Source organism: Roseiconus nitratireducens, assembly GCF_008629675.1.
GTDB lineage: Bacteria > Planctomycetota > Planctomycetia > Pirellulales > Pirellulaceae > Stieleria > Stieleria nitratireducens.
This window is the reverse complement of sequence record NZ_VWOX01000003.1, coordinates 327,075-340,958: the sequence shown is the minus strand read 5'-3', so window position 1 is coordinate 340,958 and position 13,884 is coordinate 327,075. Positions and strand designations below refer to the sequence as shown.

Here is a 13,884-nt window from a genome sequence, read left to right as displayed (position 1 = left end):
ATCCATGAGACTTCCTCCCTGGGCAATTGAAGCGCTGCGAAACGGAATGGTTGACGTCGTCCGGAAAGCCAACGATGCCGAGACGATCGCGCGCGTCAAGGAACAAGCAGCGGAACTGTTTCGCGAGCTGCCGGAAACGGCTTCCCGCGGTTTCGATTCGATCTTACGTTCGGCGGCCGAGACGGCCCGCGGGGCGGTCGATCAGGGACGCGAGACCCTCTACCGTTGGGCCGATCGTCAGACGGAAATCGCCGTCCCGGCGGTGAACGTCAGTGGCAACCTGTACGGTCCGCACGGGACCGGAGTCGGCGTGTCGGATTTCGTGTTGCAGGTCGGATGTGATTTGATCCGAGGAGACTGTGATCACGAAAACCTTCGCCCCCGGTTGGCCCAGCGGCTGAGCAAGGTGTTGGCGTCGGACGGACACACCGTCGCCGTCGCCGCGAATCTGGATGCGGCCGTCGCGTCACTCGTGTCGCTCGCGACCGATCGCGACATGGTGATTCATCGCAGTCAGGCGATCCGATTGCCATCCGGTCTGCCGTTGCCGGAGGCGCTCGGCCATGCGAGGTTGCGAGAGTGTGGCGGCGTCCAGGTGATCGAACCGGACGATTTCGCCGAGATCGATCGGGCATGTGTGGTGTTGGCCGATGACGGCGTGCATCCGGTTCAGCCGGTGGACTTTAGCGGCCGCGACGTGATCACCGTTGCGATCACACCGATCGCCAGCATCCAGCCGACCATCGACTCGATTCCTTCGGCGGTGTCCCTGCTGCGTGACGGAATCGATTTGGTGGTTCTGGCCGGCGGACCGGCCAACGGCGGTGTCGACGCCGGCATTCTGGTCGGGAAGACGGCGCTTGTGGAAACGATCAAGAACGACCGCCGGTGGCGATGGTTGGCAGCGTCCGACGCCGTGCATGCGATGACGTTGGCGTCGATGACCGATCCCCAACCGCCCGTTCTGAAGACCCTGATTGAAACGGGGGAACCGAATCTCCGCAGTCGGGCCGAACGGATGGCGACGCGGCTGACCGTGCAGGAGTCCATCGCCACCTGCCAGATCACCGACGCTCCGGCGCGGTTGATTCGCGGCGGTCGCTGGGAGTTCCCTTCCCGTCAGCTGCGGCTCCGCCATCGCTCGCTTGCGGCTGCCGACTGGGCGGCGCGTTTACGCCAAGCGGATCCGTCCGTCATCGCGGGAGTCGACGACAATGACCTGATCGTCGATCTCCGTTGGTGCCCGCCCAGTGTCGATGCCGTGGTGTCCGAATCGATGACCTGTCATCCGCCGCGGACCGAAACGTCATCGGATCCGGAGGTGGTGAACCCCACCTCGTGAGCTTCACCCATCGGCGTCAACTCTGGATGGACGCATCAACCTCTCGCGGCGTCTTCCAGGATTCGCTGGTATCGTGATGACGTGGGGGTTTGAAGCAGGATCCCGATGACGGCCAGCACGATCGGAACCAGGTGCGCCAGGTTGTCGTCGATCATCAGCAGGATCGCGTTGATGATCGCCGGACCTTCCATCAACGCCTGGCCGACAATCGTGGAAGCGGAGACGGATCCCAGCAGGGATTGAGCCCACGGGGGCAACGTGGCATCGTCCGTCAGCGGTTGTGGCAGCGGTTGGTCGGTCGGAGGATTCTGCTGCATCGCTTGCCGCGTCATCAGAATTCGGATGGCGAAGGCGGCCCCCGCGCCGCCAAGCAATACCAGGAATCCGAAGCCCAGCAGCAACACGGATTGGCGGTCGAAGCGGAACCAGCTTTCACCCGGTTGCAGGCTTCCGCTGGACATCCAAATCATCACCGCGGTGATGAAGGTGACACCGGAGACCAGGGCAAACGTGATCGTCATTCCCGTGGCTGAAGCCGATCGGATGGTGGCGATGGTTCGCCCGGTTCCGCCGGCCCCTGGTGTCGACGAGCCTGCTGCGTAAGGATTGCGAGCCGGATCGTTCATTGGTTTTCCTTGTGGTGTTCCGCGTCGATTGGCTGGTGAGCTTGGTGAGACTGTACTACACCGATCATTTCGAATTGCCGCTACCGGCGAATCATCGGTTCCCCATGGACAAGTATCGGCGGTTGCGACGACGGATTGCAACCAGCGAGGCCCATCGGGGTGATCCCTTGCTGGTGCCGCCGGCGGCTACCGACCAGCAGTTGTTGCACTGCCACGACCGGGAGTACCTGGACAAGGTGATCGCCGGGACACTGACGACCGCGGAGATCCGTCGGATCGGGTTTCCCTGGTCGACGAAGATGGTCGAACGCTCGCGGCGGAGTACCGGGGCGACGATCGCCGCGGCGCGGGGCGCCCTGGCCGATGGGATCGCCGCGAACCTGGCTGGCGGGACGCACCACGCCTTTGCCAATGCGGGCGAAGGGTACTGTGTGTTCAACGACGCCGCCGTGGCGATTCGCACCTTGCAGGACGAAGGCTTGATCGAACGCGCGTGCGTGATCGATTTGGATGTGCATCAGGGAAACGGCACCGCCGCGATCCTGGCGGGCGATGCCAGCGCGTTCACGCTGTCGATGCACGGCGCCAAGAATTTTCCCTTGCGAAAAGTCCCCAGTGACCTGGACGTGCCGCTGCAGGACGGGACCGACGATGCAACGTACGACCGCAAGTTGCGTGAGGCCCTGGAACGTTTGGATCGCGAAATCATCAAGTCAGGCAAGTTTGACCTGGCGATCTACCTCGCCGGCGCCGATCCGTATGAGGGCGATCGGTTGGGGCGGATGCGGCTGTCCAAGACGGGTTTGCGAGAGCGTGACGCGACCGTGTTGCGCTGGTGTCGGCAGCGCGAACTGCCGGTGGCGGTGGCGATGAGCGGCGGATACGCCCCGGAGATTGACGACATCGTGGAGATTCACGCGGCCACGTTGGGAATCGCCAGCGAGATGTCGCGGCCACGCCATTCTGCGTGAACCGCCACCGCCCCGCCGCGGCAAATTCGCGATTCGGGGACAACGTCCGGCATCGCCTCCTTCCGCCTGGCCGGACTTCTTTCCTGACACCGGTTTTCCCGGTTTCCGGGTTTCCCAGTTTTCATCAGCTCCTCGACCGAGGTCGCCGACGACTCGCTCTGTCGCGAGTTTCGCTGTTTCGGCGACTGCTTCGTTTCGCCGCTAAATCGTGGGCCGAAAGAATCTGCAACGGTTTCGTAACAGTTCCCGGGTTCGCCCGCTTGGTTGTTCAGTCACAGACAACGAAAGCAACGAGCGAATCGGCAGCCTCCCGCTTTCGAATACCCTTCACCTCTGCCGAGATTTTCAGGAAAAGAACCATGTTGAAGCGAATCCTTTTTGCAGTCGCACCGGTCGTGATGATCTTCGGCACCGTCAGCGCCGACGACGATCTGCTGAACCAACTGGCCGCGATGGACACCGATGCGGTCACCGCGGTTGCAAGTGCCGACACGGCGTTGGAAGACGAGGATCATTTTGGCCAGGCCGACGTCGACGCCTTGTTGGGCGATGACGACAAAGACGAGGACGCCGTGGCGGCATGCTTCCGACGGATCGGGTACGGCTACGGACGCAGCTACCGAAGCTTCGGATACGGATACAGCTACGGCTACAGCTACTACCGTCCGTACTACAGCTACAGCTGCTACCGCCCGGTTTCCTACTGCTACCACCCGGTGACGTACCACGTCCCCTGCTACACCAGCTACTGGGCTTGCTACTGAGCCACTGGTGTTCGCGATCGCAGAACCATGCGATCGGATGACCCTTCGCCCGGCCCGGTGAGTCCGTTTCAGAGCTCACCGGGCCTTTTTTCAGTTCACGCATCTCGGGCAGACGTGACGGCGATTTCGCCTCCGGACTTGCTCCGCATTTCCATCTTCACATACGGAACCAACGAACCATGAAATCCTTTCCATCAATCCGCGCGGTCGCATTCGCGCTGGTCACCGGGGCGCTGGTCGCGATTCCCGTTTCGAGCGCGCAGGCCGACGATGTCGAACTGCACCGCTTGCTGCACGGTCCGCAACGCTGTGACTACGTGATCGCATTGCTGATGCGTCACGGCGTCAACAACGATTCGGATGCCTGTGACGACATTGCGGCACTGCATCCCCTGGGCCACGTGCAAATCCCGACCTGCGAGCTGGGTGATCTGCAGCTGGTCTCGGTTCATCGCCAAGAAGGCGTCGCCAGCGGCTGCGGTCCGAACTTTGACGTGGTGATCAAGAACTGCAGCACCCGCGAGGTGTGCGGAGCGCGGATCACCTTGGTTGGCCTGTTCGGCCGGATCTGTCCGACCAGTCCCAACGTGACCGCCAAGATCGATTCGCTGCCGGCCGGCGCTGCCGTCCAGATCAACTTGACGCTTCCGATTGAGGCTCTGGCGATGGGCAATCTGAATGGCCAACCGATCGGATTCAATCGGCTGCTGGTCGCCGTGGACAGCTTCGACCAGTTTCTGGAATCCAACGAAGCCAACAATCTGCGGGTCTTCGATCTGTCGGCCATTCCCGTGGCGGCGGTTACCGAGGTTTCCACGGTGACCGAAACGCAAACGGCGATTGAAACCGCGTCGGTTGAGACCACCACCAGCGTGACCCAATCGGTGCCGCCGGCCGCGACGGCGGCCGCGGTTCCGGCCCCAGCCGAAGCCGCCCAGGCCGCAACGGTCCAAGCCGCACCCGATCAGGCCGATGCGATCTCCAACGGCGATCTCCGCACGGCGATTGACCAGTTCAACGACGGTGCCTCGGTGCAGGGGGACGATTCCTGAACGTGGTCGGTCACGGAACCGTCCGGTCTGACGTCCGCCGGGTCTGCGGACGATTGGGATCACCCCGCGTCGAACGTGTTCGACGCGGGGTCCCTGCATGGGGTCGCTGCGTGCGGCTGAAGAAGGTCGTTGCGTTCAGGCCGGCAAGGCGGAGTCTCGCTTGGAGGACAGCACGACCGCCATTGTCGAACACTGTCGCAGGATGTAGCGGTAAGCAGAAAAGGCAGCAAACAAGCCCAACCCGGTGGCCGCAATCGCGATCAACATCACGTGCTTAGATTCGGGCACATTGCTCACCAGCAGCAACGTGGCGCCCAACAGCGGCACCAGGCAGGCCAACAACAGATAGCGTTCGCAACGTCGCACAAGCACGGCAATCCGGTGATCAAAGTTTCGGTCCTGCAGCTTGGAGCGAACCATCCGTGGGTACAGGACGGTCACGGCGTAGATGCTGATCCCGAAGAACGGATAGATGGCCGCGACTCCGCCGCAGATGACGTGCGACAAGAAGAAGTGCCCGAACTCGCGACGCGTTAACTCGGGATACAGGCTGCGAAGAACCGTGGGGTAGATCACCGCGGCCAGACACCACAAAAAGCCGCCGATGACCGCCGCGCGGTGCGCGAGCTGCATCGTTTCGTACAGATCTTTTTCCGACGCGGTCGCGCCGCTGGCCGTGGCGCGCAATCCACGCACGACTCGTCGCGTGTAGACGATCACCAGCACAACGGCCAACGGGAATGCGGTCAGGTTGACGGCGGTGGACAAGGCCTTGAATGTCCACTCCAGTCCTTCAACGCTGATGAACATGGCGTACAGGGTGTCAAAGTAGTTGTAGAACCAGCCGTAGACACCGGCGATCGCGTTGGGCAACAGGATGATCAACGTGGCAACCAACCAGGGCGAACGCCGCGACAGCCAGCCCTGCCAGGAATTCGGATCGGGATCGAACAGCTGCGCGGCATCCGGATGCAGTGCCAGCTTCAATCGGGCGGCCAGTTCGGCTCCGGATCCGATCCGCCTCTGCGGGTCGACCACCAGGGTTTCACGGAGTGTCTTTTCCAGCAACCGCGCTAGCGCGTCCTGATCGCCGCCTCCAGGGGCCGCGATCGGTTCGGACCGCGCACGCAACTGTTGCGTGATCGCGTCGGTCCAGGAGCTGGGGTTTTCGGCGCATTCGAAAGGTCGTTGGCCCTGCCACAGTTCCCACAGCAGGATGGCCAGCGAGTACAGGTCGGCGGGCGCGGCAACGGACTCCACCTCCGACAGCGCGGTGGCGCAGATCGCACGCAGGTGTTCCGGGGCCATGTAGCCGATCGACCCGCCGAAGCTGGTGGCGGCGCCGGCGCGGCCCGCGCCGCCGGCGAAGCTGACGTTGAAATCGGCAAGTTTCGGAACCCCCTCCGCGGACAACAGCACGTTGGCCGGTTTGACGTCGCGGTGCAGCACGTCATGGTGGTGAGCGTCTTCGAGCGCGTGGGCAAGCTGGATGCCGACCCAGGCGACCGTCATCGGCCAGGGCGCCGTCTCCAACCACTGCCGCAACGATGACCGTTCGGGGACCGCTTGCGCGGTGTGTAAGAGCGATCGGTCGACCGCATCGAGCATCAGTTTTCCCGATCGCTGCGAGACGGGGGTTTGTCGAACCCGTTTGACGACATCGGCCAGCGTGCCGCCCGGCTGAAATTGCATGTACAACAAATGCACGGGCGGATCGTCCAGAGCTCGCTGGTCAAACACCCGGACGATGTTGGGGTGGTCGAACTGGGCCAGGGCGCGGGGTTCGTCGCCGGTGCCACGAGACACCTTCAACGCCACCAGCCGACTCATGGAAATTTGCCTGGCCAGATAGACGCTGGCGAACGCTCCCTGGCCGAGCGTCAGCACGATTTTGAAATCGTCGATCGATTCGCCGATTTCAAACACCGGCGGGCGGCGTCGGTTTTCCACCGCCGCCGTCGCCTCCGCGGCCGCATGCGGCGTGCCGCCAAGCAATTCGCGGATGATTTGCGAATGCTGAGGAAAACGCCGCGAGTAACTCTGGGCATCAAGCATTTCGCCGAGCTCCTTGCGCAGCTGGATGTCCTCCATCAGCAGGTCCACGGGGACCTGATCGGCCGAGAGCAAACCGGGAAAAGCCTCCAGGTAGTCTTCGATCGGTCGGAGCGGCTTGTCGCGGGCATCGGCCGTGGCCGAAAGATCCAACTTGATCAATTCCAGCAGCAGGAACCGCTGGGTGTCCGAATCAACCTCCGGCAGAAACGCCGACAATGCCTGCGGCGACGCGACCGGAGCGGCCGGCAGGAATTCCTCCAAGCAAGCTTCCAACAGTTCTTCCAGCCGGTCGCAGGGTGGCAGATCGGTCTGTTGAATGCCCTGCTGCACTGGACTTCCCTGCTGCACTGGACTTCCCTGCTGGCCCGGTGGTCCCGGCTGAGCCAAGTCCGTCGTCTCGTCCACGTCAATCGGCGGATTCGCCTTCCGCGTCGACAAGGATGCTTCGGATGGCCCGTCGGTCATTGAATTGCCATGTGAAAGGAAGCGAGAACGGGAAAGAGCGTGCATGCCTGGGACTTGCCGAAGTCGCGGCGGATCGGAGCCCGTATTCCCGGTGCCGTTTTCTGCCCTGCAGCGGATCAGGCTCGTTGCGACTCCGCGACTTCTTTGTGTTCCGCCGTCATTCGTTATACTCCTCAATGGTGGTTGACGCATCGGACGTTGATGCGGGGGAAGGCTGGCGCATCAGACGTTGACGTGACCGATGGGGGATCTCCCCGTCCGTTCTCTGACTTGAATCGAGAGGGTACCGGCAAATGTCTGAAGACAGTGATTCGAATGCCAGTGATTCGGAAGCCAATGACTCCGACGCCAACGAACCCGAAACCAGCGATCCCGCCCACGCTGGTGGGGACGCCGATCTGGTCGAACGGATTCGGCAGAAGGACGCTGCCGCGCTGGCCGAGTACATCCAGCAAAACCATCAACGACTGTGCGGATTCGTCCGCTCGATCACCGGCGAGCACTTGCTGGCCCTGGTGGAGGTGGAAGATTTGGTGCAGGAAGTGTCCACCGCCGCCTTGTCCAGCTTGGAGACGGCCCCATTGGATCAATACTCGCCGATGGATTGGCTGCAGCAATTGGCACGGCGACGGGTCGTCGACGCGCATCGTTTTCACTTTGACGCCAAACGCCGTGACGCCAATCGGCAGCAGTCCATGCACCGCAGCGGCGGGGAAAGCGACAGCGCGCCGGGATTGGAGCAGTTGTTGGCGGCCAGCATGACCAGCCCCAGTGCCGCCTTCAGCCGCGACGTCCGCCTGATGCGGATGCAGGAGGCGATCACCGGATTGACCGACGAACAGCAGCAGGCAATCCGGATGCGATACGCGGACGGGTTGCCAACCAAGGCCATCGCGGAGAAGCTTGGGAAAACCGATGTGGCGGTTCGGGTTTTGCTCTCGCGCAGCATGCGGCAGCTGGAACAGATGCTCTCCGACGTCCGTCCCACCCGTTAGGACGCTCCGGCGCCTGGTGAACGCTGCAGGGACGTGTCATCCGGGAGGGGCTGCCGACCGACCGGGGGCGAGAATTTCCGTGCAGGGCTGTAAGGATGGCGTGGTTGCCGCGGTATTGTCTGACGGGAGAAGGGACACGTGCCGCGGGTGGATCGATCGCTATACTGCGTCGGTTCGTCCGGCCGGACCGCCGCCAACTTGGATTCGCTACCGATTTGAATCCCGCGGGCGGCCTGACCGATGAACGAGCGGAGACGCCGTCCCCCAACCTGAGAACAACACGGTGAGTGATTCCCCCGTGACCCGCGCGACGCTGTTGATGCGACTGCGCGATGGCACCGACCACGATGCGTGGAATGACTTTCTGCGTCTCTATGGGCCGATGCTGTATCGCTTCGTCCGCAGCCGAGGGTTGCAGGACGCCGACGCGGCCGACGTCGTCCAAGACGTCTTTCGCCGCGTCGGTTCGGCGATCGGGCGGTTGGAATACGACAAACAGAAAGGCGGTTTTCGGGCCTGGTTGTTCACGATCACCCGGAACCGTTTGGCGACCTTTTTTGAGAAACGAAACAGGGCGGGGCCAACCGGCAATGACACCGCCCAGTTGGAAATGCTTTCCCAAGCCGCTGACGATCGAAATGAGCTGAGCGATCGTTGGGAACTGGAACACCTCCGCTCGCTCGCAGCCACTGCCATGCAAACCGTCGAAGAAAACTCTGATCCGAAAACCTGGTCCGCGTTCCGCCTGACCGCGGTGGAAGGCAAGTCTGCTGCCGAGGCGGCGAAGGAGCTCGCGATGAGCCCCGGTGCGATCTACGTCGCCAAGAGCCGCGTCACGGCCCGGCTGCGAGCCGAAATCCGAAAACTGCAAGAAGAAGAGGTGCACTGATGGCCCTGCCGGACTGTCCCTCGGCGGATCAGTTGGAAGCCTTGGTCAATGGAACCCTGGCTGGCGCCGAAGCCGCCGATGCGACCGAGCATGTGGGCGGTTGCCGCCGTTGCCAGGAAACATTGGACTCGGTCGCTTCCGGTCATTGGGGGGCAGCCCAGGGCAGCGCGCTGGCCGCCGTTGCCGTGGAGGATCTGGTCGGCCGGCAGGTCGCCACCGCTCCACCGCACGACTCGGCGTACTGGAAAGCGGTGACGAACGTTTCCGCAGAATTCTCGCACGCCGAAGAAACTTCCATCCCCGATGCCACCGAGACCCTGGCGCCTGAAGCCGGCGCGAGGCCGGCCAGCGACGAAGACGCCAAACAGACCCTGGAGGCGACCAACCCGCTCGGGTTGCCGTTCCTGCGGCCTTCGGAAGATCCCGCCTACATCGGCCGCCTGCACCACTTTTTAATCTCGCGGGTGATCGGTCGGGGTGGGATGGGCATCGTTTTGGAGGCCTTCGACACCCATTTGCAACGCACCGTCGCAATCAAGGTGCTCAATCCCGAATACGCCAAGAACGACGTGGCCCGGCAACGTTTTTGCCGCGAGGGTCGCGCCGCCGCGGCGATCTCTCATGAACACGTCGTCGCCATGCACCAGGTCGCCCGAGAGGACGAGGGCGAAGTCGCGTTCTTGGTGATGCAGTACATCGAAGGCGAAACGTTGGATGCGCGGATGGGAAGCGGCAAAGCGCTGCCGCCACCGGAGGCAGCGCGGATTGCCATGCAGATCGCATCCGGTCTGTCCGCGGCTCATGCCCGCGGAATGGTCCACCGGGACATCAAGCCGGCCAACGTGATGATGGAAGCCGGCACCGATCGCGTGAAATTGACCGACTTCGGTCTGGCCCGCGCCACCGATGACGTGCGGCTGACTCGCACCGGCATGGTCACCGGGACGCCGCTGTACATGTCGCCCGAACAAGCGACCGGAGGCCAGGCGGATGAACGGAGCGATCTGTTCTCTTTAGGCGCCGTGCTGTACGAAATGTTGACGGGATCTTCACCCTTTGAAGCACCGTCGATCGTCGGTGTGATGAAACGCATCATGGATGAGGTGCCGCCGCCGCCCGCCCGGTTGAATCCGAAAATCCCCAAGCCGCTGTCGGACCTGACGATGGCGTTGTTGGAGAAGAATCCCGCCAAGCGTCCTGAGTCGGCAACGTTTGTGGCTGAAACATTGGCGGAGATCGTGACGCAGTTCGGGCCGGTCTCCCCACTGCACCTTCCCGCATTGCCGACCAGCCCGGTCGCGCGGCGGCGGAGCGGTTCCCACCGGCTGGTTTCGCAGAAAGCCTGGTGGGCGTCCTGGGCAGCCGCCACGATCGGTTTGGCCAGCCTGATCGGCGCCATCGCTTTTTCAGTGTTGTACCCACGCCCCGCTGCGATCGAAGATAGTGCCCCGCCGCAGTCGCCGTTCCCGTCGACCGTCCTGGCGGGGAATCCCGGGACGGTGTGGGCCGTTGACTTTGATCCCTCCGGCGAAAAGCTGGTTGCGGCGATCGAAGACGGCAGCGTCCGCTTGTGGGACGTCGCCGCGCAGAAGGTGGTGCGAAGTTTTGATGCCCACCGCGGCATCGTCTGGATGATCCAGTACCATCCCACCCGCCCGCTGGTTGCCTCCAGCGGAGACGACGGCTATGTCAAATTGTGGGACGCCCAGACGCTGGAATTGTTGCAGGAATGGAAGGCCGACAATTCGGTTCGCAAAATTGCCTTTTCGCCGGACGGGACTCGCATCGTCGCGGGCGACCGTGACGGAGTGATCCACGTCTGGCACATCGAATCCGGCCAGCCGTTGGCGACCAAGAACCAGCCGGGATCGATTTTCGGCGTGGATTGGTCCGCCGACGGGAAGCTGATTGCGTCCGTGGGCAGCGACAAAATCGTTCGCGTGTGGGACGCGGAAACCTTGGAGCCACGTCACACGCTGCACGGTCACGCCGGACCGATCTACAACGTTGCCTTTGCCCCCAGCGGTTCGCTGATGGCGACGGTGGGCTGGGGCAAGGAGGTGCACCTTTGGAATACCGATACCGGTGCCGAAGAAAAGCAATTGGTCGGCAGTGGCGGTGACAATTGGAGCGTCGCTTTTTGCGGCGAAGGCAACCATGCCGTCGTGGCGGGCCAAGATGGATTGTGCCGCATCTGGGACTTGGCCAGCGGAGACCTGGTGGCGTCACTGGCCGGCCACGACTCCGCGGTCCACAACGTGTCGCTGGATCAGAAGCACCATCGCGTCGCCACCAGCGGCCGCGACGGGACGATCCGCGTCTGGGACCTGAGTGACTTGCAGCGCTAGGGTTTCTTGAACACGCGTCATGACGCTGGCCCGAGCGGGAAGGTGAAGCAGAGAACACTCCAACCCTTGGGCGCATAAACTTGCGCACAAAAAAACGGCGATGTCCCGAAAGGGGGCATCGCCGCAAAGCTTTGTGGTCGGTGGAACGCCGACGATCGGTTAACCGCGGGGGATTATCGATCGCAGACGTCCTGACGGGCGACCTACTCTTCTTCCTTTTCGACTTTGGCAAATCCTTTTTCGAAAGCCTTGTCGTTGAAGACCAGCTTCATCTTGGCGGCGTCGTCTTCGGCGGAAGCAACTTTGCCTTCACAGTTGCCGCAGCAGAACGTGACTTTGGTGCCGGCCAGGGTCACCGACTTGGTCTCATCGACATCGCGTCCGCTGATCGGGCAAGCGGTTTGCTTGTACTGCTTGGTTGCGACCAGCTGGTGATTCGCCTTCTCGGTGTACTTCTCCGGAGCCTTGGCAAACTTTCCGGCGCAATTGCCGCAGCAGAAATAAACTTTGCCTTCCTTGTACTCGGCCGACTTGCTTTCTTGCGCGTCACGCGGTGCGACGACACACTTGACGCCTTCCAAGTCCACGTCGGCGGACAGTGTCGTGGCGGTCGCGACGACCAATGTGGCGACGAGGCTGGCAAGAATCTTTTTCATCACTTGAATCTCCTGATGGGAATCGGATGACGTTGAAATCGCGTCATGGAATGGCGCTTGGAGGCACTCGCTGGCCCCCGAATGAGTGCGACACTCAGAGCTGTATTGTAAATAGCCGAACACCCCCGTGGAAACCGACGCGGATTGCGGGGTTGGGGAGGATTTTGCGGAAAAAAGGCCGTTCACAGCCAGAAACGGGGGATTCGGCCACGAAGATTCCGGGCTGGGAGGCTCCATTCGGAAGAACCCGGCGGACACCGGCATCCGCCTGGAGGGACGCCAGAAAGCGCCGCGAGCTGGACAACTGGCTCAGTCCGAAACCGACGGTGTGCTGCGATTGAACGGACGGTGCGACGCAAGCCGGTCGATGCGGTCGGCCACCGCGGGGTGCAGCCAAGTCGCTTTTCGGGCGGCCTCGCTGCTTGCCGTGACTTTGCACAGTGCCGATCCCAGGTCACGTGCGGCCAAGGTTTCACTGGGCGGCACTCCAGGACAGCCTTCGGCCGCCGCCGGTGCCCAGCGGCAGGCGGACCAGTCGGCGTCAAATTCAGAGCGGTAGCTGACGATCCGCAGCACCAAGACCGTTGCCAGGACACTCGCCAGGCATCCCAGGGCCGCGGACCAGGACCTCAGACCCTCCGCCAGCGGTTGATGGCGGACCAGTGTTTGGACCCCAGCGCCCAGCAGCCAGGCCGGGATCAACGCGGCGATCCGCAGGGGCACGTGGTAGCGGCGGGCGTGCGCCACCTCGTGCAGGATCACCATGGCCAACTCGCCGCGGGTCAAGTCTGCGACCAAGCGGTCACTGACCAGCAGCACGCGGTGCCGTCCCAGGATGCCCGCAATCATCGCGTTGTGCATCCGGCCGCGCGTGTCCCACTGCAGCACCCTCATGGGGCCGGCACCGGAAGCTCGCAACAACACGTCGATCCAGTTGGCCAGTTCGTCGTCCAGCGGTGATGCGGGAAACAGTCGTCGCACCAGGGACGGCACGCACAGCACCAGCACCACGGCGAAGGCCACCCAGCCGAGCCACGGCGGCAACGTCTGCAACCAGGGAATTCGCGAAATCACATCCACGCCGGCCAGCAAGGCCAGGATCGGAACCACCACCCAGCCGACCGAAGTGCGCGCGGTGGAACCGATCGACCGCAGCGCCGCAATCGGGCCGGGCGCGGTCCATCCGGCGCGCACCGCGAACCAATGCTCGGCAGCCCACAACGCGACCATCACAGACAAGGCAGGCATCAGCAGCACGGCCGCCTGCAAAGCCATCGAATGTCGAAGGATCGGCAGCTGGTCGAGATTGCGTCCCAGCCCGAAGCCGGCCAGGCACAGCGCGATCAATCCCAGCGACAGCCAGCGGAAGCAATCCATCTGTCGGTCGAACAGGCGATATCCCAGATCGGCCGACACCTGGCCCTGGTCAATCGATTCGGAAACCAGTCGCGCGGCCAGAAAGCACAGGACCCACCAGGCGGCGATGACGAATGAAGAGAAACCGATCGCGCTGGCGAACGGTTGCGTTGATTCCGGCAACGAACCGAAGCTGAGCGAAAGAATGATCGCCAGGAAGTAGTACAGTTGCATCCGCGTGGCAGGCCGTCGGGACGGTGAACGACGAAACGGCTCGCATCATGATCGGCCTGGCCGGCCGCGGCAGGGATGCCGGCGACGGATGTGGCGGAGCATGGCGGGATGTGTCGCGGGTTTTGCCGGTT

11 protein-coding genes are annotated in these 13,884 nt (G+C 62.9%); 7 read left to right on the top strand and 4 right to left on the bottom strand.

Annotated elements, in window-relative coordinates:
• Window positions 1-4: 4 nt before the first annotated feature.
• The gene (locus FYK55_RS06665; RefSeq protein WP_161604342.1) at window positions 5-1,342 is read left to right on the top strand and encodes a hypothetical protein; all 1,338 of its coding nucleotides are present in this window, start codon (window positions 5-7) and stop codon (window positions 1,340-1,342) included.
• Between the two features lie 35 nt (window positions 1,343-1,377).
• Here the strand turns inward: FYK55_RS06665 and FYK55_RS06660 are convergent, their stop codons facing one another.
• Window positions 1,378-1,968, bottom strand: coding sequence for a hypothetical protein (locus tag FYK55_RS06660; RefSeq protein WP_150075599.1), 591 nt, complete (start codon window positions 1,966-1,968; stop codon window positions 1,378-1,380).
• Window positions 1,969-2,003: 35 nt separating this feature from the next.
• Between FYK55_RS06660 and FYK55_RS06655 the strand changes: the two genes are divergently transcribed.
• The 3 genes from FYK55_RS06655 (at window position 2,004) to FYK55_RS06645 (ending at window position 4,755) form a co-directional block, all read left to right on the top strand.
• A complete protein-coding gene (locus FYK55_RS06655; RefSeq protein ID WP_235908479.1) occupies window positions 2,004-2,939 on the top strand; it encodes a histone deacetylase family protein in 936 nt (311 codons plus the stop codon).
• Window positions 2,940-3,298: 359 nt separating this feature from the next.
• A complete protein-coding gene (locus FYK55_RS06650) occupies window positions 3,299-3,703 on the top strand; it encodes a hypothetical protein (RefSeq protein ID WP_150075598.1) in 405 nt (134 codons plus the stop codon).
• A gap of 179 nt (window positions 3,704-3,882) precedes the next feature.
• Window positions 3,883-4,755 (top strand): hypothetical protein, encoded by an 873-nt coding sequence (locus tag FYK55_RS06645; protein ID WP_150075597.1) that lies wholly within the window; start codon window positions 3,883-3,885, stop codon window positions 4,753-4,755.
• A 135-nt stretch (window positions 4,756-4,890) separates the two neighbouring features.
• On the opposite strand, the gene FYK55_RS06640 is transcribed toward FYK55_RS06645, so the two are convergent.
• Window positions 4,891-7,275, bottom strand: coding sequence for a serine/threonine-protein kinase (locus FYK55_RS06640; RefSeq protein WP_161604341.1), 2,385 nt, complete (start codon window positions 7,273-7,275; stop codon window positions 4,891-4,893).
• 293 nt (window positions 7,276-7,568) lie between these two features.
• On the opposite strand from FYK55_RS06640, the gene FYK55_RS06635 reads away from it, so the two are divergent.
• From FYK55_RS06635 to FYK55_RS06625, 3 genes are all read left to right on the top strand, one after another.
• Complete coding sequence (locus FYK55_RS06635; RefSeq protein WP_150075595.1) at window positions 7,569-8,270, top strand: RNA polymerase sigma factor; 702 nt, start codon at window positions 7,569-7,571, stop codon at window positions 8,268-8,270.
• A 283-nt stretch (window positions 8,271-8,553) separates the two neighbouring features.
• The gene (locus tag FYK55_RS06630; protein WP_201743638.1) at window positions 8,554-9,159 is read left to right on the top strand and encodes an RNA polymerase sigma factor; all 606 of its coding nucleotides are present in this window, start codon (window positions 8,554-8,556) and stop codon (window positions 9,157-9,159) included.
• On the top strand, window positions 9,159-11,507 hold the full coding sequence (locus tag FYK55_RS06625) for a WD40 repeat domain-containing serine/threonine protein kinase (protein WP_150075594.1): 2,349 nt from the start codon (window positions 9,159-9,161) through the stop codon (window positions 11,505-11,507). Before FYK55_RS06630 ends, FYK55_RS06625 begins: the two co-directional genes overlap by 1 nt.
• Before the next feature lie 203 nt (window positions 11,508-11,710).
• Here the strand turns inward: FYK55_RS06625 and FYK55_RS06620 are convergent, their stop codons facing one another.
• Together FYK55_RS06620 and FYK55_RS06615 are read right to left on the bottom strand one after the other, a co-directional pair.
• Window positions 11,711-12,163, bottom strand: coding sequence for a hypothetical protein (locus FYK55_RS06620; protein ID WP_150075593.1), 453 nt, complete (start codon window positions 12,161-12,163; stop codon window positions 11,711-11,713).
• Between the two features lie 309 nt (window positions 12,164-12,472).
• The gene (locus FYK55_RS06615; protein WP_150075592.1) at window positions 12,473-13,753 is read right to left on the bottom strand and encodes a M48 family metalloprotease; all 1,281 of its coding nucleotides are present in this window, start codon (window positions 13,751-13,753) and stop codon (window positions 12,473-12,475) included.
• Window positions 13,754-13,884 lie beyond the last annotated feature (131 nt).